Here is a 21,140-nt window from a genome sequence, read left to right as displayed (position 1 = left end):
GAGCCTGGAACGGCGCCGCACTCATTGGGCGAAACCGCTGCGAGGCAGCTCGTCGGGGTGCGCCTGGAAGAACTCGATGGTGCGCTGCAAGCCTTCGGCCAGCGACACGCGGGGTTGCCAGCCGGTGGCGGCACGGAACGCCTGGTGGTTTGAGACCAGACGGTCAACCTCGCTGGCGGCGGGCCGCAACCGACGCGGGTCTTCTTCGATGCGGGCAGACACCCCCATCAGGTCGAGAATGGTCCGCGCCAGGTCGCCAATGGCGATCCCCTGCCCCGTGCCCAGGTTGTAGCAGCCCCCCACCACCGAATCGGGAGCGGTCGCGGCGGTGATGAAACCGTCCACGGTGTCCGACACGAAGGTCAGGTCGCGCACCGGTGTCGTGGTCCCCAACTGGATGACCGAGGGCCGGCTCAGCGCCTGGGCGATGACGGCCGGGATCACGGCACGCGCGGACTGGCGCGGACCGAAGGTGTTGAAGGGGCGTACCGTCACGGCGCGGACGCCAAAACTGCGCACATAGGATTCGACCAGCTTGTCGGCACCAATCTTGGTCGCGGCATAGGGCGACTGCGCCTGCAGCGGATGCGCCTCGTCCATCGGGATGTAGCGCGCGCTGCCGTAGACCTCCGAGGTGCTGACATGGACCAGCCGCGGGGTTTCGCAGGCCTTCACAGCCTCGAGCACGTTCAGCGTGCCCAGGACGTTGGTTTCGACATAACTGCGGGGGGCCGAATACGAGTGCGGGATCGCGATGAGCGCGCCAAGGTGGAACACCGCATCCACCCCTTCGACCACCCGTTTCATGAACTCACCATCGCTCAGGTCGCCATGAACGGTGTTGACCGCGGCCAAGGTCCCGGGATCAAGCCATCGCAGGTTGCCCAAGCCGTTCTGGGCGTTGTAGTGAAGCAGCGCTTTCACCTCTGCGCCGGCATGAACGAGCGACTGAACCAGATGGCTGCCAATGAATCCGCCAGCCCCGGTGACCAAGATTTTTTTCTGCTGCAAAGCGCACTCCAACGATGGGCCGCCCTGATCAAGACCGGCTGGTAAAGTGAGAACGGGTGGCCCATCCGGCGCGCGCTGCCCAGGATGGATTGCCATATGACTCTACCGCAAAACGACGCCGCGACAGATGACAGACCGCTGGTCGTCGATGGCCTGGAAAACATGCAGGGACGCGGCTTGCTGACGATCTCCGCGCTGGCACTGATCGCCGGATCGCTGGACAACGTGCCGGTCGCGGTCCTGACGCATGGGGACCCGGTGGTGAGCACGGCAGCCCAGTGCCTGCAGCACGACCGGGCGCTGCGGCTCGCGGTGGTCGAGGACGACAGCCGGGCTCTTGCCACGCTGCACCGGGCACGGCTGTACGTGGCGGTGGGCTTCAAGGCCTTCGTGTCGCCCTATCACGCCCAGGCCATTGCCCTGGGCATTCCCATGCTGGTGGTCGTGCAGTTTCCGGAAGTCCGTGCCTCGGGCCATCTGCTGTCGCAGGTGCGTGCAGCGCACGACCCTCGCGTGCTCGGCGAAACGATCCTCGCCCACCTGTGAGCCACCACATGACCCCTTGCATCCTTGTCGTTGCGCTCGGCGCCAGCGTGCACACCCAACGCTGGCTGCAGATGGTGGCCTCCCCCCGGCACCGGCTGGTGCTGCTGTCGTCCACCCCTCTGCAGCCCAACCTGCCTGCATTGGCGGCCCTGCCGACCATCCGCTCGCGCGAGGATCTGGATCGGCTGCCACCGGGCATGGCGGGCCAGTGGGCCCGCGATCCGCTCGACGAACAGCCAGCCGACGACGACCTGCCACCGCCCGTCTTTCTGAGCGCCCGCGCAGCGCTGGTCCGGAGCGCCAGTGTCGAGCACGCGGTCCGTGTGCTGCAACCGGTCCTGGTGCATTCGATGGAGATACAGATGGCGGGGTATGCCTGTCTCAAGGCGGCTCAGGCCATGGGTACGGACTTCCCGCTCTGGCTGGTGTCGAACTGGGGCAGCGACCTCTATCTCTACGAAAAGCTCGACACGCACCGGCCCGTGCTGCAGGCACTGGCCGCCCGCGTGGATGCCCTGCACTGCGAATGCGCGCGGGACGTTGCGATGGCGCAGCAGCTGGGCTCCCGGGAGGGGTGTCCCACCCATGTCCAGCCCGCATCGGGCGGGGTGGACTTTGCCGACATGCCCCTGCCCGGGACACCACCGTCGCAGCGCAACCTCATCGTGATCAAGGGTTATCACGGCTGGTCGGGACGGGCCCTGCACATCCTGTCCGCGCTGCTGATCGCCGCCCCACACCTGCAGCGGTTCCAAGTGCGTATCGCCCTGGCGGGACCAGAGGTGGCCGAGATGGCCGCCGAAGTGGCTCGGGTGACCGGACTCGATATCCAACCGGACACATGGCAGGCCGATCATGGCCCGGCCCTGGACCGGACCGCCCAGGCGCGCCTGGTTGTGGGGGTCGGCATCTCGGACGGGATCGGAACCTCCTCTCTCGAGGCCATGGCCCTGGGAGCGTTTCCCATCGCGGCCGACACCGGCTGCCTGTGCGAGTGGATACGGCCCGGCATCGACGGCCTGATCGTCGACCCGCACGATGTGGCGGCACTGGCGGACGCCATCGTCACAGCCGCGACCGACGACGCCCTGGTGGACGCGGCCTACAGGCGCAACCGGCAGGAGGTGGAAAAGCGCTGGGACGCGCGGACCAATGGCGCACGCGCCCTGCGCATGTACGACGACGTCATCGCCCGGGGTTGCGCATGAAATCGACACACCACGATCTGGTGAGCATCGTCATTCCGGTCTACAACGGCGCACGCTACGTGGGCGAGGCCATCGAAAGCGCCCTGGCCCAGACCTGGCCGGCGATCGAGGTCATCGTGGTGGACGACGGCTCGAACGACGCGGGGGCGACCCAGCGCGTGATCGCCCGCTATGGCGATGCGGTTCGCGTGCTCGCCAAACGCAATGGGGGCGTCTCCAGTGCATTGAATGCCGGCATTGCCGCCATGCGCGGGCAATGGTTCTGCTGGCTGAGCCACGACGACGTGTATTTGCCCACGAAGGTCGCGGACTACATGCAGGCGGTGCGTCAGGCTGGAGGTCCCGCGATTGCGTTCGGCGAGATCGACTTCATCGACGAGACCGGCACGGTCACCCAGCGGGGGGGCTTGTTGCGCCACTGGGATGGCCGGACCGACGATCCCCGCTGGCTCGTGCTGGAAGGCCGGCTCCACGGCTGCGCCATGCTGATTCCCGCCGAATGCCTGCCCAGAAGCGGCGCGTTCGACCCCGGTCTGCCAACGACCCAGGACTATGCGCGGTGGTTCGATCTGGCCGAAAGCCATCCCTTCGTGCCGGTACGTGCAGCGCTGGTGCGTGCACGCCAGCATGCCGGGCAGGACTCGCGCGCCGGGCGGCATCCCGAAGAGGCTGGCCTGTTGTGGATCCGGCTGCTGGAACGCATGGCACAGACCGACGGTGCATCGACCACCACCCTGGTGCCCCGACTGCGCCGGGTCCAGCGCTACCTCCGCCAGGTGACCTACCACGGTGCACGGTCCTACGTCGATGCGCGCCTGCGCGAGTGCCTGGACGGCCGCGCTGTCGCGCTGGTCTGTATCGCCCATTCCGGGACACCGCCCGCGCTGGCGTTGCAGGTGCTCGCCGAAGCGGGAGGACGCTGCACCGAACTGCTGCTGCTGGACCCGGACGATGACATCGCCAGCGCGCAGCGCTGGTCAGATACGGCGTGGCCGGTTCCGACGCAGGCCGCGCCGCTGCCGGCCTCGCAAGCACACCCGGCTGGCGTGCTGGCGATGGCGATGGCGCGCACCTCGGCCGAAACCCTGGTGGTGATCGACCCGTCGGCACCCGTGGACGTGCCGACATTGCGCGAGGGCCTGCATGCCCTTGCTGCCGGAGAAATCGACGCCTGGCTGTGCAACATTCCACCCATTTCCTGGCTGGGCAGCCTGCAGGGTGCGGCGCTGTCGCGGCAGGCTGCCGAAAAAGCCGTCGCCCCCGGACCGCAGGCCTTCGCCATGATCGGCCTGCGGGTTCGCCTGCGGCCTGCCCGCCTGGACGGCTCTGTCGAACCGGAGGCTCCGTCGGCAGCGGCGCCTGCGGCACCCGGTGTGACCCGTGACGCCACGGGCCATGGGGCTCTGCCGCTGCGCACCATGCCACAGGCCCACCGCCCTACTGTGCTGGTGCTGACACCACCGCCCAACCGGGACACGGTGCGGCAGGCGCGCTTGCTCGCCGCATCCCTGGGCCCCCGCGTGAACCTGTTGTGGGGATGGCAAACCGGGGACCAGGAGCTTCACCTGTCCTCTGTGGCCCCCGGTGCTGCAGAAATCACGTACACCTTGCCCAGGCAATGGAGAGAACTGGTCGCCGACCTGTGCGCCCTCTTCATCGCGCGGGTCAATGTGATGCAACCGCCAGACGCAGCCGGTGACACTGCCGAGCTGCTCGCGCGGCTGGACCGCCCTTACGACGTCACGCTGCCCGAAGACGCCTTCTTCATCCCCCCGGCACCCGAAGCGCTCAGGCTTGTGGCGAATGCCCACCGAGTGATCGCCAGCAGCCGCGAACAAAGCACGCTCGTGGTCCAGCGGGTCCAGGGCGCAGCGGTCATCGCCGCGCGTCTGCCGGAACCTGGCCGTCCCGAGCGCTTTGCACCGCACCCCGCACCACTGGCCGATGGTGAGTGGATGCGGGTGCTGTATCTGGGCACCTCGTCCCCGAACCCGGACGTGGTCATGCTCACCGAAGTGACCCATTTGCTGGCGCAATGGCAATGTCCGGTCCGCATCGAATGCCTGGGACCACTGGCCAACGACCCAGCGTTGCCGGCCGACGCCCTGTCAAACCCCCATCTGCGCCTGTGGGGCCAGTGCGCACCTGAGAGCCTGCACATGCAGATCTGCCGCATCCGGCCTCATCTGGCGTGGCTGCCGTTTGCCACACCGCCGTCGCATGGCTTCGTACTGTCCGATGCCCTGCTGCAGGGCCTGCCGGTGCTGGCCTCCGGGGTTGGCCCGACCGCGGAACGGCTCCACAGCCGACCAATGAGCTGGGTGCTGCCACCTGGCCAGGCCGATGCCAGGAGCTTCGCCGAATGGTTGGACCGCTTGCAAACCGAGCGCTTGTCAACCCCCCCGTGCGGGCCATCCCTCGACCACCTGCCGCCCCTGTTCGACGCCTTCTACCCGGACGCATACCTGCGCCCAATCGGCTGGCCGCACCGTTGACGCCGGCCCAGCCTGCTCAGGCGGGCAGCGCCTCGGCGCTCACACCCTCGCTCAGCGCCTGATCCACCACCTCGCGCGTCAGCGTGGGCGCAAAGATCTCGATGAACTTGTAGGCATATCCGCGCAGCCAGACCCCGCGCCGGATCGCCAGCCGCGTGACGTTGATGCGGAACAGATGGCGCGCGTCGAGCGTGCGCAGGTGCTGGTCGCGCTCGGGGTCGACAGCGATCGACGCCACGATGCCCACCCCCATGCCCAGCTCCACGTAGGTCTTGATCACGTCGGCGTCCATCGCCGTGAGCACCACCTCGGGCTGGATGCCCGCTTCGTGGAACGCTTCATCAATGTGCGAACGGCCGGTGTAGCCCACGTCGTAGGTGATGATGGGATAGCGGGCCAGATCGGCCAACGTGACCGGTCCGGCCACCTGCAGCAGCGGGTGGCCCGGTGGCACCACCACGCTGTGCGTCCAGCGGTAGCACGGCAGCGTCACCAGTTGCGGGTAGTTGGCCAGGGCTTCGGTGGCGATGCCGATGTCGGCCTCGCCCTGCAGCAGCATCTCGGCAATCTGCCGGGGCGAGCCCTGGTGCAGGTGCAGCGTGACCTGCGGAAACACCGAGCGGAAGTCGCGCACCGCATGCGGCAGGGCGTAGCGCGCCTGCGAATGGGTGGCGGCCACGGTCAGGCCACCTTCCTGGCGGGAGACAAATTCCTTGCCGGCCTGGCGCAGGTTCTGGGCCTCCTGCAGCAGGCGTTCGACGATGGGCAGCAGCGCCGCGCCGGGTTCGGTCAACCCGGTCAGGCGCTTGCCGGCACGCACGAAGATGGACACACCCAGCTCCTCCTCCAGCTCGCGGATCTGGCGGCTGACACCCGGTTGCGAGGTGTACAGCATGGCCGCCACCTCGGTCAGGTTGAAGCCGCAGCGCACGGTTTCGCGCACGGATCGAAGTTGCTGGAAATTCATGGTGTGTCCCTCTGGCGGCCAGGCGCTCACCGCCCTGGCCGCCGCGGTGGTCCGCTCAGACGGCGGCCAGCGCCAGATCCAGATCGGCGCGCAGATCGTCGATGTGCTCGATGCCCACCGACAGGCGCACGGTGTCTTCCGACACGCCGGCCTTGGCCAATTCGTCGGGCGACAGCTGGCGGTGGGTGGTCGACGCCGGGTGCGTGGCCAGCGACTTGGCATCGCCGATGTTCACCAGGCGCGTGAACAGCTGCAGCGCGTCCAGGAAGCGCGCGCCCGCAGCCCGGCCCTCGCCGGCCGCGCTCTTGACGCCGAAGGTCAGCAGACCCGAGGACTTGCCGCCCAGGTACTTCTGCGCCAGCGCGTGGTCCGGGTGCTCGGGCAGACCGGCGTAGTGAACCCAGCCCACCTTGGGGTGCCGCTGCAGGTGCTGCGCCACGGCCAGTGTGTTGGCATGGATGCGGTCCATGCGCAGGGCCAGGGTTTCGATGCCTTGCAGGATCTGGAAGGCGTTGAACGGCGAGAGCGCCGCGCCGGTGTTGCGCAGCGGCACCACGCGGGCACGACCGATGTAGGCGGCAGCGCCCAGGGCCTCGGTGTAGACCACGCCGTGGTAGCTCACGTCGGGCTCGTTGAGGCGCTTGAAGCGCGCCTTGTGTTCGGCCCAGGGGAACTTGCCGCTGTCGACGATGGCGCCGCCGATGGTGGTGCCGTGGCCGCCCAGGTATTTGGTGAGCGAGTGCACCACGATGTCGGCCCCGTGTTCGAACGGGCGCAGCAGATAGGGCGAAGCCACCGTGTTGTCCACGATCAGGGGCACGCCGTGGCGGTGAGCCACCTCGGCCACCGCCGCGATGTCGGTGATGTTGCCCAGCGGGTTGCCGATGGACTCGACGAAGATGGCCTTGGTGCGCTCGTCAATCAAGGCCGCGAAGCTGGCGGGGTCGCGGTGGTCGGCGAACCGCGTGGTGATGCCAAACTGCGGGAAGGTGTGCGCAAACAGGTTGTAGGTGCCGCCGTACAGGGCGGCGCTGCTGACGATGTTGTCACCGGCTTCGGCGATGGTCTGGATCGCATACGCCACGGCCGCCTGGCCCGAGGCCAGCGCCAGTGCGCCGATCCCGCCTTCAAGCGACGCGATGCGCTGCTCCAGCACGTCGTTCGTCGGGTTCATGATGCGGGTGTAGATGTTGCCCGGCACCTTGAGGTCGAACAGGTCGGCGCCGTGCTGCGCGCTGTCGAACGCGTAGGCGGCGGTCTGGTAGATCGGCACCGCCACGGCCTTGGTGGTGGGGTCGGGCTGGTAGCCGGCGTGCACGGAGCGGGTCTCGAACTTCCAATGGGCTGACATGGGATCTCCTGGGATGACGGGGTGTTATGAAAAAAGGCTCTCAGACATGAGGCACCTGGTTCTGGCCGGACGGCCACAGGCCCGCCGATTCTCGACCATGAACGCAGGGCCGCTTCACCCTGCAGCGTGCACCGGCATCAGAGCTTGGCGATCGATACCTCGGTCGACTTCACCAGCGCCACGACCTCGGAGCCGATCTGCAGGCCCAGGTCCTTGACCGAGCGCGTGGTGATGACGGAGGTGACGATGCCCCAGGGCGTTTCGACATCGATCTCGGTCACGACATCGCCCTGGATGATTTCCTTGACCTTGCCGCGGAACTGGTTGCGCACGTTGATGGCTTGGATGGACATGGTGGTTTCCTTTCGGGTTGGGGGTAAAAAAACCGGTTCAGACGGCCCAGCGCAGGCCGTGGGCGGGCACACCGGTCCACGACAGATCGGCGTCGGGTTGTTCGGCATCGGGCTGCTGCAGCACCCGGTCGAGAATGCGTTTTTCGATCGCAGCAAAGTGGACGTCGCCCCGCGAGCGCGGCCGCGCCAGCGCAATCCGCTCGTCCAGCGCGATGGCGCCGTTCTCGATCAGGATCACGCGGTCGGCCAGCGCCACCGCCTCCTGCACGTCGTGCGTGACCAAGAGCGCGGTGAAGCCGTGGCGTTTCCACAGCCCTTCGATGAGTGCGTGCATTTCGATGCGGGTGAGCGCGTCCAGCGCACCCAGCGGTTCGTCGAGCAGCAGCAGGTGCGGCTGGTGCACCAGCGCGCGGGCCAGCGACACGCGCTGGCGCTGGCCGCCCGACAGGCGTGCCGGCCAGTCGCCCAGCCGGTCGCCCAGGCCCACCTGGCCCAGCACCGCTTCGGCATCCTGGCGGCGCTCGGCCGGCAGGCCCAGGGCCACGTTGTCCAGCACCCGCTTCCAGGGCAGCAGGCGCGCGTCCTGGAACATGATGCGCGTGTCCGGGTTGAGCCCGGCCACCGGCCGGCCGTCAAGCAGCAGTTGGCCGCCGGTGGCGCGCTCCAGCCCGGCCACCAGGCGCAGCAGCGTGCTCTTGCCGCAGCCGCTGCGCCCCACGATGGCCACGAACTCACCGGGTTCGATCACCAGGTTGTTCTGGCGCAGCACCTCGCGCGGGCCGTAGTGCTTGCTGAGCTGGCGCAGTTCCAAGCGCACGCCCGGGGTGTTCGGGTCGGTGTCGGCCATGCTCACGCTCCGGGCTGGTAGAGCGCCACGTCCAGCGCGTTGAGGCGCCGTGGCAGCAGCTTCTCGGCGAAGAAGGCGTCGGCGATCTTCTGCTGTTCGCTCAGGTTCTGCGGTGTGACCGCGCGCACCGCGTAGCTGCGGCGTGCGTTGGCCTGTTCAATGATGGCCGCGTCGAGCCCCCAGAACGGCGCCAGCAGCGCAGCGGCCTCCCGGGGGTTGCCCTTGACCCAGCGACCGGCCTTTTCGAGTTCGGCGTACAGCACGCCCAGCACGTCGGGGCGGGCTTGCGCGAACCGCGTGCTGGCCAGGTAGTAGCGCTGGTACGAGGCCAGGCCGGTGCCGTCGGCCAACACGCGCGCGCCGGCCTGCTTCTGCGCGGCCGAGAGGAAGGGGTCCCACACCACCCAGGCGTCGAGCGATCCGCGCTCGAACGCCGCGCGGCCGTCGGCCGGCGTGAGGTAGGCCGGGTCGATGTCGGCAAACGACAGACCGGCCTTTTCCAGGGCAGCCAGCAGCAGGTAATGCACGCCCGCGGCCTTGGAAAACCCCACGCGCTTGCCCTTGAGGTCGGCCACCGATTTGAGCGGCGAATCGGCGCGCACCAGGATGGCCTGGGCGGTCGGCGACGGTGCTTCCTGCGCCACGAAGGTGAGCTGCGCGCCGGCGGCCTGGGCGAACACCGGCACGGTGTCCGCCACGTCGGCGCTGAGGTCGATGTTGTCGAGATTGAGCGCCTCCAGCAGCGGCAGCCCGCTGGTGAACTCGTGCCAGCTCAGCTTCACGCCCAGCGGCGCCAGCCGCTGCTCCAGCGAACCCTGCAGCCGCAGCACGGCGATCAGCGTCGACGACTTCTGGTAACCCAGGCGCACCGTACGCGGTGCCGTGCCCTGGGCCAGCGCCGCCCCGGCCACGAACGAACCGATGGCGCCCAATGCGGCGCGGCGGTTGAAAGAAGAAACGTGTGTCATGACTGGCCTATGAAAAGAAAAGAAGGTGGTGTGAGAGGCATTCGCTGCAGGGCAGCGAGGGTCCGGCTCCGCCGGCCCCAGCTGCCGTCCCCCTGCCCAGCGCCGAAGGCGCGCCAGAGCGGGGGGAAGCCGCGCAGCGGCGCAGGGGGGTGTCACCCCTGGTACCCCGGATGCCAGCGCAGCCAGTAGCGCTCCAGGGCACGCGCCAGCACGTCGGCCAGCTTGCCCAGCAGGGCGTAGAGCAGGATGCCCACCAGCACCACGTCGGTCTGCAGGAATTCGCGCGCATTCATCGTCAGGTAGCCGATGCCGGCCTGCGCCGAAATGGTCTCGGCCACGATCAGGATCACCCACATCAGCCCGAGCGAAAAACGCAGGCCGACCAGGATGGACGACAGCGCGCCCGGCAGGATGATCTGGGTGTACAGGCCCCAGCGCGACAGGCCGTAGCTGCGCCCCATCTCGATCAGGCCCGGGTCCACGTTGCGGATGCCATGGAAGGTGTTGAGGTAGATCGGGAAGAACACCGACACCGCGATCAGGAACAGCTTGGCCGCCTCATCGATGCCAAACCACAGGATGACCAGCGGAATCAGCGCCAGCGCCGGGATGTTGCGCACCATCTGCACGGTCGAATCGAGCAGGGTTTCGAAAAAGCGGACCGAGCCCGTCAGCAGCCCCAGCACCAGCCCCAGGCCGCCGCCGATGGCCAGGCCCAGCAAGGCCCGGCCGGCGCTGACCTTGACGTGGGTCCACAGCTCGCCGGAAGCGGTCAGGGTCCAGAAGGCCACCACCACGTCCACCGGGGCCGGCAGCACGCGCGAGGACAGCCAGCCGGCCGACGACGCGGTCTGCCAGGCCACGATCAGCAGCACCGGCACCACCCAGGGCAGCAGGCGCGCGCCCACCGCCTGGAACCAGGGCGCCAGGCGGCTGCGGGCCCAGCCGGTACCGGCGCCATCCGCCGTGTCGCCAGCATGGGGAACGGGGGTGACCTGCAATTCGCGCACAGAGGTGTTCATGTCGGTCACTCCTCAGCTTTGGGCGGCACGGGGCACGTAGACATTGGCAACAGCCTCGCCCACAGAGCCGGTCAGCCCCTGGTCGTTCGCCGGTGCGCGCCACGCTTCGCGCAGGCGGCGCGGCAGCAACGGGAAGACCAGCTCCGCGAAGCGGTAGGCCTCTTCCAGGTGCGGGTAGCCCGAGAACACGAAGGTCTCAAGCCCGAGGTCGGCGTACGCCTGGATGCGGGCCGCCACCTGCTGCGGATTGCCCACCAGCGCGGTGCCGGCGCCGCCCCGCACCAGACCGACACCGGCCCAGAGGTTGGGGCTGATTTCCAGCGCAGCGCGGTCGCGCCGGACCCCGCCCGCATGCAGCGCGGCCATGCGGCGCTGGCCCTCGGAATCCATCTTCGCGAACGCGGCCTGCGCGCGCGCCACCGTGGCGTCGTCCACCTTGCTGATGAGTCGGTCGGCGGCGTCCCAGGCCTCGGCCTCGGTCTCGCGCACGATCACGTGCAGGCGGATGCCGAACTTCACCGTGCGGCCGGACCGGGCGCCATCGGGGGACAGCGCAGCGTGGGGGTCGTCGTATTTCGCCGCGCGGGAACGCACGTCGGCCACTTTCTTCGCCACCTCGGCCGGCGGTTCGCCCCAGGTCAGGTAGGTGTCGACCTGCTCGGCCGCCAGTTCGTGCGCCGCTTCCGAAGACCCGCCGAAGTACACCGGCGGGTGCGGACGCTGCAGCGCCGGAAACAGCAGCCTGGCGCCCTTGACCTGCAGATGCTGGCCGTCGTAGTCGAAGGATTCGCCGGTGTGGCCGCGCGCGATGATCTCGCGCCAGATGCGGATGAACTCGGCCGACTGCGCGTAGCGCTCGGCATGGTCGAGAAACACGCCGTCGCCCTCGAGTTCGGCGCGGTCGCCGCCGGTCACCAGGTTGATCAGCAAGCGCCCGCCCGAGAGCCGGTCAAACGTGGCGGCCATGCGCGCGGCCAGCGCCGGCTGGTGCAGGCCCGGCCGCACCGCAACCAGGAACTTGAGCCGCTGCGTCACCGGCAGCAGGCTGGCGGCCACGACCCAGGGGTCTTCGCACGAACGGCCGGTGGGGATCAGCACGCCTTCATAGCCCAGGCTGTCGGCCGCCTGCGCGACCTGCTTGAGGTAGTCGTGGTTGACCGTGCGGCCGCCTTCGGCGGTGCCCAGGTAACGGCTGTCGCCGTGGGTGGGGATGAACCAGAAGAACTGGAGAGACATGGAAACAGGCTCCGGAAAATGTCAGGCAAAGGGGTGCGTGGCGTGGCACACACCGAGCGGGGTGGCGCTGCACGGCCAGAACCGGAAGCGGTCGGCAAGGGGCAGCGGGTCGCGGCGAGAACGCTCGGTGGCCGGGGAGGCCAAGGCTTCGCCGGCCTGCGCAGGATCGAGCCCCCACTGCACCGCCGTCACCGCACGGATGCGCAGCCAGGGCGCGGACGGGAGGACCACGGGCCGCGTCATGGCTGCTGCTCCAACGCGGGTGTCAACAGCCAGCCCGACACCGGCACCACCGGCTGCAGCAGCAGCGCCAGGCCAAAGATCGCCAGCACCACGGCCACCGCGACCTGCAGCCACAGGCGCCAGCCGCGCTCGCTGAGGTCCACCTCGTCGGGCACGGGCAGCGGCGCGTCACCGGCCCGCTCTTCGGGCGATGAATGAATGTTCATGAACCACTCCTGAAAGGTTTGGCGGGCGCAGCACGCCCCGGGCTGCCGACGGCAGCCGCCAAAAAAGCCGATGGGGGGAGTGCTCAGACGCTACATCGCACCTGAGCGAACGGCACGGGCGCGAACCCGGCCGCGATCGGCATTCGAAGCCCTTCCTGGAGCAGGAGATTCACCGCATCGTCCAGCCGCTGGCCGATGTCGGTGTCGAGGCGGTACTGGCCCTCAACGTCTTTGGGAATCTGCACGTCGGTGGCGTAGACACCGGGCAGGATGTGGCGCGCCCCGAGCGACTGCAGCACGGGCCGCAGCGCGTAGTCCAGCGCCAGCATGTGGTGCGGGCTGCCGCCAGTGGCCAGTGGCAGCACCGCCTTGCCCTTGAGCGCGGTCTGCGGCAGCAGGTCCAGAAACACCTTGAGCACCCCGCTGTAGGCCGCCTTGTAGACCGGCGTGGCGATCACCAGCGCACGCGCCTGGGCCACCTGCTCGATGGCCCGGGCCACGCTCGCATGGCCCCAGTCGGCCAGCAGCAGCGCCTGCGGCGACAGGTCGCGCACGCGCAGCCGGTCGACCGGAAGGCGGCGCGCATCGACCAGTTGGTGCAGGCGTTGTTCGACCCCGTCGAGCAGCGCCGCAGAACGCGAGTGCTCGGTGGGGCTGCCGCCGATCAGCAGGACAGACATGCTCAGTGACTCCGGTGATTGGGCCGCGCGGCTTACTTCTTGGTGTAGATCTGGTCGAAGGTGCCGCCATCGGCGAAATGCACCTTGGCCGCCTGTGTCCAGCCCCCGAAGGCCTCGTCGATCTTGAACAGGTTGATCTTGGGCAGTTGCTTGGCGTACTTGGCCTGCGCCTTGGCCGAAGTCGGTCGGTAGAAATGCTTGCCGATGATGTCCTGCGCCTCTTCGGTGTAGAGGAATTCCAGGTAGGCCTGTGCCACGGCGCGCGTGCCCTTCTTGTCCACGTTCTTGTCGACCACGGTCACGGCCGGTTCGGCCAGGATCGACAGGCTCGGGTAGATGAAGTCCACCTTGCTGCCGAACTCCTTTTCCAGCAGGTAGGCCTCGTTCTCCCAGGCGATCAGCACGTCGCCCTGGTTGCGCTGCGAGAAGGTGATGGTCGAGCCGCGCGCGCCGGTGTCGAGCACGGGCACGTTGTTGTAGAGCTTGGCCACGAACTCCTTGGCCTTGTCGTCGCCGCCGTACTTGCGCTTGGCGAATTCCCAGGCGGCCAGGTAGTTCCAGCGGGCGCCGCCCGAGGTCTTGGGGTTGGGCGTGATGACCTTGACATCGGGGCGAATGAGGTCGTCCCAGTCCTTGATGTTCTTGGGGTTGCCGGCGCGCGTCACCAGCACGATGGTGGAGGCGTAGGGCGTGCTGTTGAGCGGCAGGCGCTTCTGCCAGTCGGCCGGGATCCAGTTGCCGTGCGTGTGCAGCGCATCGGTGTCGCCCGCCAGGGCCAGCGTGGCGACATCGGCGTCCAGGCCGTCGATGATGGCGCGGGCCTGTTTGCCCGAACCGCCGTGGCTTTGTTTGATGCTCACGTCCTGGCCGGTCTTGGCCTTCCAGAACTTGACGAAGGCCGCGTTGTAGTCGACGTACAGCTCGCGCGTCGGGTCGTAGGACACGTTGAGCAGGGTCACGGGCGCGGGCTGGGCCCAGACGGGCAGCGCCGGCAGCGCGATCGCGGTGGCCAGGGCAGCGGTAAACAGGTGGCGGCGGGTGGTCATGAAAAAACTCCAGGCGGTGAAGAGAACGGAACGGATCATGAAAGCCGCGCCACAAAACTGGAACGAATACGTTTTCAGTTGTTTATGACAAAAACAGCTATGGAGACCCCGATGCGCCTGCCGCACCCGCCATTCGCCCACCAGGTCCCGCCATTTTTCCTATGGAAGCCTTAAAAACTATCAAACCAAAAATATTGATAGATTTATAGAATCCTCCCATCCCCACCCTTTCTTTCCGTGCCCATGACCGCTCTCATTCGCCAGTTGAATCCGGTATGGACCCAGGTGCAGCGCCTGGAACTGCCCGTCCCGCCCCATGCCCTGCGCCAGGTCCTGCTCGCCCTGGGCGCCGGTCTGCTGCTGATGGCCGGCCTGGCCGCGGCCAGCACCTTCTGGGCCCCGACGCGCCACTGGTGGGACGCGACCGGCGCCAGCAGCGCGCTGACCGCCGGTGTGCAGGCCTCGCTGTTCGCGGCCCTGGCCACGGCCGTCGGCGCGCTGCCGGTGTTTCTGGTGCAGCGCGTGAGCAAGCGGCAGGAGTCGGCCCTCATGGCTTTTTCGGCCGGCGTGATGCTGGCCGCTGCCCTCTTTGCCCTGCTGCTGCCCTCGCTGGCCGCCGGACGCGCACTGCTGGCGCCGTCCGGCCAGGCCAGTTCCGGGGCTGCGGGCCTGACGGCCATCGGCCTCGTGCTGGGCATGGGCCTGATGATGGCCATCGACCGCTTCATGCCCCACGAGCACCCGGTGCTGCCACCGGCCGCGCCCGGCCATGCCGGCATGTGGGTGGCGGCCGACGGGCTCGCCAATCCGGCCCACCAGCGCGCCTGGCTCATGGTGCTGGCCATCCTCATCCACAACGTGCCCGAAGGCCTGGCCGTGGGCGCCGCCTACGCCGGCCTGGACCCCTCGGCCTCCGAAGGCGGCCAGGGCGGTGCCTCGGTCGCGCTGGCCATCGGCCTGCAGAACATGCCCGAAGGCCTGATCGTTGCCATGGCCATGCGCACGCTGGGCCAGAGCGTGGCCAGGTCCTGGGCCGTGGCCGCGCTCTCCGGTCTGGCCGAACCCTTCGGCGCCCTGCTCGGCCTGGTGGCGCTGGGCAGCCTGCCCGCCTTCTACCCGGTCGGCCTGGCCGTCGCGGCCGGCGCCATGCTGTTCGTGGTCAGCCACGAAATGATCCCCGAGACGCACCGCAACGGCTTCGAGGGCCTGGCCTCGGTCACGCTCATGGCGGGCTTCATCTTCATGATGGGGCTGAACGAGGTGCTCTGACACCGCAGAGCGAAGCCCGGGCCGTGATGCCCGCCCGCTCCGGCCCGGCCCGGCCCGGCCCATCATGTCCGCACCGCCCTGCCCCGTCGTGCCTCTGTCGCCCTGCCCCGTCATGCCCGCGCAGGCGGGCATCCAGTGACTCGGCTGGATTCCCGCTTTCGCGGGAATGACGACGCAACGCGTGGGGATGACGAGAGAAAGCGCAGGCATAACAGGCAAGCCCACATGCACCCGGCCCGTCATGCCCGCGCAGGCGGGCATCCAGCGCGCCCACACCCGGGCGCCCTCTCCTGCCGGCCCAGACAACGGGGGTAACATGGCCGCATGAGCGTCCTCGTCCGATTCCTCGGAGCCGCCGGTACCGTCACCGGCTCCAAATACCTGGTCGAACACGATGGCCACAGTCTCATGGTGGACTGCGGCCTGTTCCAGGGCTACAAGCAGCTGCGGCTGCGCAACCGCGACCCGTTGCCCATTCTGCCCAACAAGCTCGGGGCGCTGATCCTCACGCACGCCCACCTGGACCACTCGGGCTACCTGCCGCTGCTGGCCAAGGAAGGCTTTCACGGCAAGGTCTGGTGCACACCGGCCACCCGCGATCTGGCGCAGATCCTGCTGCCCGACAGCGGGCATCTGCAGGAAGAAGACGCGGCCTTCGCCAACCGCAAGGGCTTCAGCAAACACGCGCCCGCGCTGCCGCTCTACACCGAAGAAGATGCGCTGCGCAGCCTCAAGCTGCTGCGCACGGTGCCGCTGCACCAGCCCTTCGAGCCGCTGCCCGGCTGGCAGGCCAGCTTCACCGGCGCCGGTCACATCCTCGGTGCGGCCAGCCTGCTGCTGGACGTGGGCGGCAGGCGCCTGCTGTTTTCGGGCGACCTCGGCCGCCCCGACGACGTGCTGATGCTGCCGCCCGAACCGCCACCGGCGGCCGACGCGGTGTTCATCGAATCCACCTACGGCGACCGCGAGCATCCTCAGGAAGACGTGCTGGCCGAACTGGGCCCGGCCCTGCAGCGCGCAGCGGCCCGCGGAGGCACGGCGGTGGTGCCGGTCTTCGCCGTCGGGCGGGCCCAGGAAATCCTGCACGCCATCGTGCAGCTCAAGGCACGCGACGCGCTGCCGCGCCACCTGCCGGTGTACCTGGACAGCCCCATGGCCATCCACAGCACAGGCCTGTTCGCCCGCCATCTGGGTGAACACCGGCTCGACGCGGCCGAATGCCGGGCCATGGAACACTCGGCCGAGATGGCCATGTCGGTCGAGCAGTCCAAGGCCATCGCCATGAACCACGGCCCCAAGGTCATCCTGGCCGCCAGCGGCATGGCCACCGGTGGGCGCGTGCTGCACCACCTGGCGCGCTACCTGAGCGATCACCGCAACATGGTCGTGCTCACCGGCTACCAGGCGCCCGGCACCCGGGGTGCCTCGCTGGCCGGGCACGCGCTCACCCTGCGCCTGCACGGGCAGGACCTGCCGGTGCGCGCCGAAATCGTGCAACTGGCGTCGGCCTCCGCCCACGCCGACGCCAGCCAGCTCATGGCCTGGCTGCGGGCCCTGCCCGCCGCCCCCCACCGCGTGTTCGTGGTCCATGGCGACATGGAAGCCTCCGACGCGCTGCGCCACCGGGTCGAGGCCGAACTCGGCTGGCCCGCACTCGTGCCGGAACACGGCAGCACCTGGCGGGTCTGACACCGTCTGCCCCACCCACCCCACCGAACGGGGCAGGCCCGCCCTGCCCCGCCCTGTTTCAGCCGCCACAGACCGTCATGAACAAGTCCCTCCCCCTGCTGACCGCGGCCCTGCTGATGGGCGCTGGTCTCCCCGCTTCCGCCCAGACCGAAAACAGCGTCTCCGACGCCGCTTTCCAGGCCTGCCTGCAACGGCTGGCGCCCGCCGCGCGCGAAGCGCGCGTGTCCGCCGAAGCCTATGCCCGTTTCACGCGCGGCCTCACCCCCGACGCCGACGTGCTGGCCAAGCTGGACAACCAGCCCGAGTTCCGCACCCCGATCTGGGACTACCTGGCCGGTCTGGTCGATGACGAGCGCGTGGCCGAAGGCCGGGCCCTGCTCGCGCGGCATGCCGAGGTGCTGGCCCGGGTTGAACAGCGTTTCGGCGTCGACCCCGCCACCGTGGTCGCGGTCTGGGGAGTGGAAAGCAATTTCGGCCAGAGCTTCGGCCGCTACCCGCTGCCGCAGGCCCTGGGCACGCTGGCCTGTTTCGGCCGCCGGCAAGGCTTCTTCCAGGGCGAGTTCTTTTCGGCCTTGCGCATCCTGCAGGCCGGTGACGTGACGCCCGAACGCCTGGTGGGTTCCTGGGCCGGCGCCTTCGGTCACACCCAGTTCATGCCGACCACGTTCGAACGGCTGGCGGTCGACTTCGACGGCGACGGCCGGCGCGACCTGATGGACAGCACGCCCGACGCGCTGGCCTCCACCGCCAACTTCCTGGCCAAGGCCGGCTGGCGCGGCGGCCAGCCCTGGGGATTCGAGGTCCGGCTGCCCGCCCACCTGAACACCGCCAGCGAGGGCCGGCGCACCAAGCGCCCGATGAGCGAGTGGATCGCGCGCGGCGTGCGGCGCGTCGACGGCAGCCCGCTGCCCGACGGCCTGGGCAGCGCCGGGCTGATGACGCCGGCCGGTCCGCGCGGGCCTGCCTTCCTCGTGTTCCGCAATTTCGACGCCATCTACAGCTACAACGCCGCCGAAAGCTACGGCCTGGCCATCGCCCACCTGAGCGACCGCCTGCGCGGTGCAGGCCCCTTCGCCACACCCTGGCCGACCGACGACCCCGGGCTCTCGCGCGCAGAGCGGCGCGAACTGCAGGGGCTGCTGATCATGCGCGGGCACGATATCGGCGCGGTGGATGGCATGCTGGGCGAACGCAGCCGCGACGCCATCCGCGTGGAACAGCAGCGCCTGGGTCAGGAGACCAACGGCCGGGCGGGCCAGAAACTGCTGCGCGCACTGCGCGGCGGCTGAGCCGGCCGCGCGGCCGCTGCGGTCACATCACGACCGCAAAGTTGAACGCGTCGGCTTCCTGGACCCAGCTGCGCACGAACGCCAGCACCTCGCGCAGCTCGGTCGCCACCGCCTCGCGGTCGTTGCGCAGCAGGCCCAGGCGCGGGCGCTGGTTCTCCACATGAATGAGCAGCCCTTCGAGCAAGGCCAGCGCCTGCCCCATGGGCAGCCACTGGCCACTGCGCGCCATCACCTCGTCGGTCGACGACAGCCCGTCTGGCAAGGCCTGGTCCGAGGTGTTGTAGTGCAGATCGGTGGTGTCGCAGGCCGACAGGAACGGGGGCAGTTCCAGGCGCCGCGACAGCACGTCGAGCCGATTCCGGTGCCGGTACAGCGCCAGGCGGTCCGTGCCGTCGCTGAGCGCCTGCCCCCGCACCCGCACATAGGCCCAGAGCACCATGCTCATGGCAGTTTCACCGCCGTGCCGCTGACCGCCACCATCATCATGCCGTTGGTCTCACCCAGCACTTCGTAGTCGAAATCAATGCCGATGACGCCCTCGGCACCGCGCTCCCGCGCGGCCTCGATCAGGTCTTCCAGCGCGGCATCACGGGCGCCAGCCAAGGCCCGCTCGTAGCCACCGGCGCGCCCGCCGACCACGTCGCGCACCGAGCTGAACAGGTCGCGAAAGATGTTGGCGCCGATGATGGCCTCGCCGTTGACCACACCCAGATAACACGCGCGCGGAATGTCCGGCGGCGTGGTGGTGGAGAGGAAGAAACCGTCCGTGTTTTTGGAAAACCAGCCCATACCCACCTTCCAGTCAAAGAGACGCCAGCCGCCCACGCGGCCTGCGCCGATTCTCGCACCAGCGACCTGTGGCGCCGGCGGAATGCGAATGCCTCCAATGCGGCTCTTCAGGCCCAGTCGCATCCAGACCGGGCTCGCAAGGCCAAACCGCCCAGCAGCCGCCAAAAGCCCGATACTGCGCGTTTGATTCTGAATACCGAGACCGACACCATGCAAGGCCACCCCGACGTCATCGAATGCCTCAAGGAACTGCTGCGCGGCGAACTCGCCGCTCGCGACCAGTACTTCATCCACTCGCGCACCTACGAAGACCAGGGCTTCACCCAGCTGTACACGCGCATCGACCATGAGATGGCCGAAGAGACCCAGCACGCCGACGCGCTGATCCGCCGCATCCTGATGCTGGGCGCGCGCCCCGACATGCGGCCCCACGCCTTCGAGCCGGGCCTGACGGTGCCCGAGATGCTGCGCAAGGATCTGGACGTCGAGTACAGCGTGCGCGCCAGCCTGATGGAAGGCATCGCGCTGTGCGAGCGCCTGGCCGACTTCGTCAGCCGCGACATTCTGGTCGCGCAGCTCGGCGACACCGAGACCGACCACGCCTACTGGCTGGAAAAGCAGATCGGCCTGATCGACAAGGTCGGTCTGCAGAATTACCTGCAGTCGCAAACCTGATCGGTCGCTGCCGGGCGCCGGCCGCTACCAGGCGGATTCGAGGCGCCCACCACGCAAGGTCCAGGCCCGCTGCGCCATGCCACGTGCTTCCGTCTCGTCGTGCGTGACCAGCACGGCGGCCATGCCGGCCGCGCCAATGCGCTCGGCAAACTCGGCCCGCAACTGCTCGCGCAGCGCCGCGTCCAGCGCCGAAAAGGGCTCGTCCAGCAGCAGCACCCGCGGCCGGGTGATCAGGGCCCGGGCCAGGGCCACGCGCTGCTGCTCCCCGCCCGAGAGGGTCCACACCCGGGCCCGCGCGTGCGCTGCCAGGCCCCAGGGCGCGAGCAGCGCTTCGGCCTGCTCGCGCGCCTGCGCGCGCCGATGCCCCTGCTCGATCAGGCCGAAGGCCACGTTGTCGCGCACGTTCAGGTGCGGGAACAGCGCAAAGTCCTGGAACATCAGCGCAAAACCCCGCCGCTCGGGCGGCAGCGCGGTGATGTCGGTGTGGTCGAACCAGACCTGCCCCGATTCGGGCGCCTCCAGCCCGGCCACGATCTTCAGCAGCGTGCTCTTGCCGCTGCCCGAAGCGCCCAGCAGGGCCACGGTCTCGCCGGCGGCCACGCCCAGGCTCACGCCCCGCAGCAGGGGCTGGCCGTTCCAGTGTTTGTGAATGTCGCGCAACTCAAGCATGGCTGGCAGTGTCGCCCTTCTGGCCGGATGAGGCACCCGCACCTTCGATCAGCACGAAGGCCAGCAGCGCCAGCCCCATGAGCAGCGCGGCCAGCACCATGGCCGCGTCGAGATTGGCCGCCCCGGGCCGGCCCAGGCGCTGGTGGATCAGCGTGGTGAGGGTGATCCACTCGGGCCGCGACAGGAACAGCGTGACCGCAAACTCGCCCAGCGCCGTGGCCGCCGCGAAGGCGGCGCCGCGGCGCAGCGCGGGCTGCACCAGCGGCAGTGTCACGCGCCAGAACACGCGCCAGGGGGTGGCCCCCAGCGTGGCCGCAGCCTGGGCCCAGTGGGCCGGCAACTGGTCGAGCGCGGTGGTGAGCGCGCGCGCCACGAAGGGATAGCCCAGCAGCGCGTAGGCCACCAGCAGCAGCCCCAGGCTGGCGGTCCAGTCGGGGTACAGCAGCAGCAGGCCGAAGGCCACCATCACGGGCGACACCACCAGGGGCAGGTAGGCCAGAGCCCGCCAGCCCAGCGCCAGACGGCCACGCCCACCGCGCCGCGCCGACACGGCGCCCAGCCAGCGCTGGGCCAGCGCGTGC

At 69.0% G+C, this 21,140-nt stretch carries 23 protein-coding genes; 7 read left to right on the top strand and 16 right to left on the bottom strand.

Going from position 1 to position 21,140, the window contains the following annotated elements; translation table 11 throughout:
• Positions 1–21: 21 nt before the first annotated feature.
• Complete coding sequence (locus QQK43_RS17915) at positions 22–993, bottom strand: GDP-mannose 4,6-dehydratase (RefSeq protein ID WP_284308856.1); 972 nt, start codon at positions 991–993, stop codon at positions 22–24.
• Positions 994–1,107: 114 nt separating this feature from the next.
• Between QQK43_RS17915 and QQK43_RS17910 the strand changes: the two genes are divergently transcribed.
• The 3 genes from QQK43_RS17910 to QQK43_RS17900 are packed head-to-tail and all read left to right on the top strand — an operon-like array spanning position 1,108 to position 5,260.
• Positions 1,108–1,557 carry a hypothetical protein gene (locus QQK43_RS17910; protein WP_234263022.1) on the top strand — a complete coding sequence of 150 codons (450 nt, stop codon included), beginning with the start codon at positions 1,108–1,110 and terminating at the stop codon, positions 1,555–1,557.
• 8 nt (positions 1,558–1,565) lie between these two features.
• Positions 1,566–2,765 carry a glycosyltransferase gene (locus QQK43_RS17905; protein WP_284308847.1) on the top strand — a complete coding sequence of 400 codons (1,200 nt, stop codon included), beginning with the start codon at positions 1,566–1,568 and terminating at the stop codon, positions 2,763–2,765.
• Positions 2,762–5,260, top strand: coding sequence for a glycosyltransferase (locus tag QQK43_RS17900; protein WP_284308846.1), 2,499 nt, complete (start codon positions 2,762–2,764; stop codon positions 5,258–5,260). Before QQK43_RS17905 ends, QQK43_RS17900 begins: the two co-directional genes overlap by 4 nt.
• 16 nt (positions 5,261–5,276) lie before the next feature.
• On the opposite strand, the gene QQK43_RS17895 is transcribed toward QQK43_RS17900, so the two are convergent.
• The 11 genes from QQK43_RS17895 to QQK43_RS17845 form a co-directional block, all read right to left on the bottom strand.
• Positions 5,277–6,227 carry a CysB family HTH-type transcriptional regulator gene (locus QQK43_RS17895; protein ID WP_234263025.1) on the bottom strand — a complete coding sequence of 317 codons (951 nt, stop codon included), beginning with the start codon at positions 6,225–6,227 and terminating at the stop codon, positions 5,277–5,279.
• A 55-nt stretch (positions 6,228–6,282) separates the two neighbouring features.
• Positions 6,283–7,578, bottom strand: a complete 1,296-nt coding sequence (locus QQK43_RS17890; RefSeq protein ID WP_284308845.1) for an O-acetylhomoserine aminocarboxypropyltransferase/cysteine synthase family protein — start codon at positions 7,576–7,578, stop codon at positions 6,283–6,285.
• Between the two features lie 137 nt (positions 7,579–7,715).
• Entirely contained in the window at positions 7,716–7,931 is a 216-nt protein-coding gene (locus tag QQK43_RS17885; RefSeq protein WP_234263028.1) for a TOBE domain-containing protein, read from the bottom strand.
• Between the two features lie 37 nt (positions 7,932–7,968).
• Positions 7,969–8,778: an ATP-binding cassette domain-containing protein gene (locus tag QQK43_RS17880; protein WP_234263029.1), complete on the bottom strand. Its 810-nt coding sequence runs from the start codon at positions 8,776–8,778 to the stop codon at positions 7,969–7,971.
• Positions 8,779–8,780: 2 nt separating this feature from the next.
• The gene (locus QQK43_RS17875; RefSeq protein WP_284308843.1) at positions 8,781–9,746 is read right to left on the bottom strand and encodes an aliphatic sulfonate ABC transporter substrate-binding protein; all 966 of its coding nucleotides are present in this window, start codon (positions 9,744–9,746) and stop codon (positions 8,781–8,783) included.
• Between the two features lie 152 nt (positions 9,747–9,898).
• Positions 9,899–10,768 (bottom strand): aliphatic sulfonate ABC transporter permease SsuC, encoded by an 870-nt coding sequence (gene ssuC / locus QQK43_RS17870; RefSeq protein WP_234263032.1) that lies wholly within the window; start codon positions 10,766–10,768, stop codon positions 9,899–9,901.
• A 12-nt stretch (positions 10,769–10,780) separates the two neighbouring features.
• Positions 10,781–12,004, bottom strand: a complete 1,224-nt coding sequence (ssuD, locus tag QQK43_RS17865) for an FMNH2-dependent alkanesulfonate monooxygenase (protein ID WP_284308842.1) — start codon at positions 12,002–12,004, stop codon at positions 10,781–10,783.
• 21 nt (positions 12,005–12,025) lie between these two features.
• Entirely contained in the window at positions 12,026–12,247 is a 222-nt protein-coding gene (locus QQK43_RS17860; protein ID WP_284308841.1) for a hypothetical protein, read from the bottom strand.
• Positions 12,244–12,453, bottom strand: coding sequence for a hypothetical protein (locus QQK43_RS17855; protein WP_284308840.1), 210 nt, complete (start codon positions 12,451–12,453; stop codon positions 12,244–12,246). Before QQK43_RS17855 ends, QQK43_RS17860 begins: the two co-directional genes overlap by 4 nt.
• Before the next feature lie 83 nt (positions 12,454–12,536).
• On the bottom strand, positions 12,537–13,133 hold the full coding sequence (ssuE, locus tag QQK43_RS17850) for an NADPH-dependent FMN reductase (protein WP_284308839.1): 597 nt from the start codon (positions 13,131–13,133) through the stop codon (positions 12,537–12,539).
• Positions 13,134–13,165: 32 nt separating this feature from the next.
• On the bottom strand, positions 13,166–14,179 hold the full coding sequence (locus QQK43_RS17845) for a sulfate ABC transporter substrate-binding protein (RefSeq protein WP_234263038.1): 1,014 nt from the start codon (positions 14,177–14,179) through the stop codon (positions 13,166–13,168).
• Between the two features lie 243 nt (positions 14,180–14,422).
• Here QQK43_RS17845 and QQK43_RS17840 point away from each other — a divergent pair, with 243 nt between their 5' ends.
• From QQK43_RS17840 to QQK43_RS17830, 3 genes are all read left to right on the top strand, one after another.
• The gene (locus tag QQK43_RS17840; RefSeq protein WP_284308838.1) at positions 14,423–15,448 is read left to right on the top strand and encodes a ZIP family metal transporter; all 1,026 of its coding nucleotides are present in this window, start codon (positions 14,423–14,425) and stop codon (positions 15,446–15,448) included.
• Between the two features lie 324 nt (positions 15,449–15,772).
• A complete protein-coding gene (locus tag QQK43_RS17835; RefSeq protein ID WP_284308837.1) occupies positions 15,773–17,137 on the top strand; it encodes an MBL fold metallo-hydrolase RNA specificity domain-containing protein in 1,365 nt (454 codons plus the stop codon).
• Positions 17,138–17,214: 77 nt separating this feature from the next.
• Positions 17,215–18,426 carry a lytic murein transglycosylase gene (locus QQK43_RS17830; RefSeq protein WP_370465307.1) on the top strand — a complete coding sequence of 404 codons (1,212 nt, stop codon included), beginning with the start codon at positions 17,215–17,217 and terminating at the stop codon, positions 18,424–18,426.
• Between the two features lie 22 nt (positions 18,427–18,448).
• Here QQK43_RS17830 and QQK43_RS17825 read toward each other — a convergent pair whose 3' ends face one another.
• Together QQK43_RS17825 and QQK43_RS17820 are read right to left on the bottom strand one after the other, a co-directional pair.
• Positions 18,449–18,871 (bottom strand): hypothetical protein, encoded by a 423-nt coding sequence (locus QQK43_RS17825; RefSeq protein ID WP_284308836.1) that lies wholly within the window; start codon positions 18,869–18,871, stop codon positions 18,449–18,451.
• On the bottom strand, positions 18,868–19,215 hold the full coding sequence (locus QQK43_RS17820) for a heavy metal-binding domain-containing protein (RefSeq protein WP_234263043.1): 348 nt from the start codon (positions 19,213–19,215) through the stop codon (positions 18,868–18,870). The genes QQK43_RS17825 and QQK43_RS17820 overlap by 4 nt, the downstream gene beginning before the upstream one ends.
• Positions 19,216–19,425: 210 nt before the next feature.
• Here QQK43_RS17820 and bfr point away from each other — a divergent pair, with 210 nt between their 5' ends.
• Positions 19,426–19,890, top strand: coding sequence for a bacterioferritin (gene bfr, locus QQK43_RS17815; protein ID WP_284308855.1), 465 nt, complete (start codon positions 19,426–19,428; stop codon positions 19,888–19,890).
• 24 nt (positions 19,891–19,914) lie between these two features.
• On the opposite strand, the gene QQK43_RS17810 is transcribed toward bfr, so the two are convergent.
• Positions 19,915–20,559, bottom strand: coding sequence for an ABC transporter ATP-binding protein (locus QQK43_RS17810; protein ID WP_284308835.1), 645 nt, complete (start codon positions 20,557–20,559; stop codon positions 19,915–19,917).
• On the bottom strand, positions 20,552–21,140 hold a 589-nt coding region (locus QQK43_RS17805), incomplete at its 5' end, for an ABC transporter permease subunit (protein WP_284308834.1). The genes QQK43_RS17805 and QQK43_RS17810, both read right to left, overlap by 8 nt.

Source organism: Hydrogenophaga electricum, assembly GCF_030160815.1.
Classification (GTDB): Bacteria; Pseudomonadota; Gammaproteobacteria; order Burkholderiales; family Burkholderiaceae_C; genus Hydrogenophaga; species Hydrogenophaga electricum.
This window is presented reverse-complemented; position numbering and strand designations above follow the sequence as displayed.

Coding starts and splice junctions, on each gene's coding strand:
- QQK43_RS17910 (WP_234263022.1), top strand. CDS start 1,108: ATGACTCTACCGCAAAACGACGCCGCGACAGATGACAGACCGCTGGTC.
- QQK43_RS17905 (WP_284308847.1), top strand. CDS start 1,566: ATGACCCCTTGCATCCTTGTCGTTGCGCTCGGCGCCAGCGTGCACACC.
- QQK43_RS17900 (WP_284308846.1), top strand. CDS start 2,762: ATGAAATCGACACACCACGATCTGGTGAGCATCGTCATTCCGGTCTAC.
- QQK43_RS17895 (WP_234263025.1), bottom strand. CDS start 6,227: ATGAATTTCCAGCAACTTCGATCCGTGCGCGAAACCGTGCGCTGCGGC.
- QQK43_RS17890 (WP_284308845.1), bottom strand. CDS start 7,578: ATGTCAGCCCATTGGAAGTTCGAGACCCGCTCCGTGCACGCCGGCTAC.
- QQK43_RS17885 (WP_234263028.1), bottom strand. CDS start 7,931: ATGTCCATCCAAGCCATCAACGTGCGCAACCAGTTCCGCGGCAAGGTC.
- QQK43_RS17880 (WP_234263029.1), bottom strand. CDS start 8,778: ATGGCCGACACCGACCCGAACACCCCGGGCGTGCGCTTGGAACTGCGC.
- QQK43_RS17875 (WP_284308843.1), bottom strand. CDS start 9,746: ATGACACACGTTTCTTCTTTCAACCGCCGCGCCGCATTGGGCGCCATC.
- ssuC (WP_234263032.1), bottom strand. CDS start 10,768: ATGAACACCTCTGTGCGCGAATTGCAGGTCACCCCCGTTCCCCATGCT.
- ssuD (WP_284308842.1), bottom strand. CDS start 12,004: ATGTCTCTCCAGTTCTTCTGGTTCATCCCCACCCACGGCGACAGCCGT.
- QQK43_RS17860 (WP_284308841.1), bottom strand. CDS start 12,247: ATGACGCGGCCCGTGGTCCTCCCGTCCGCGCCCTGGCTGCGCATCCGT.
- QQK43_RS17855 (WP_284308840.1), bottom strand. CDS start 12,453: ATGAACATTCATTCATCGCCCGAAGAGCGGGCCGGTGACGCGCCGCTG.
- ssuE (WP_284308839.1), bottom strand. CDS start 13,133: ATGTCTGTCCTGCTGATCGGCGGCAGCCCCACCGAGCACTCGCGTTCT.
- QQK43_RS17845 (WP_234263038.1), bottom strand. CDS start 14,179: ATGACCACCCGCCGCCACCTGTTTACCGCTGCCCTGGCCACCGCGATC.
- QQK43_RS17840 (WP_284308838.1), top strand. CDS start 14,423: ATGACCGCTCTCATTCGCCAGTTGAATCCGGTATGGACCCAGGTGCAG.
- QQK43_RS17835 (WP_284308837.1), top strand. CDS start 15,773: ATGAGCGTCCTCGTCCGATTCCTCGGAGCCGCCGGTACCGTCACCGGC.
- QQK43_RS17830 (WP_370465307.1), top strand. CDS start 17,215: ATGAACAAGTCCCTCCCCCTGCTGACCGCGGCCCTGCTGATGGGCGCT.
- QQK43_RS17825 (WP_284308836.1), bottom strand. CDS start 18,871: ATGAGCATGGTGCTCTGGGCCTATGTGCGGGTGCGGGGGCAGGCGCTC.
- QQK43_RS17820 (WP_234263043.1), bottom strand. CDS start 19,215: ATGGGCTGGTTTTCCAAAAACACGGACGGTTTCTTCCTCTCCACCACC.
- bfr (WP_284308855.1), top strand. CDS start 19,426: ATGCAAGGCCACCCCGACGTCATCGAATGCCTCAAGGAACTGCTGCGC.
- QQK43_RS17810 (WP_284308835.1), bottom strand. CDS start 20,559: ATGCTTGAGTTGCGCGACATTCACAAACACTGGAACGGCCAGCCCCTG.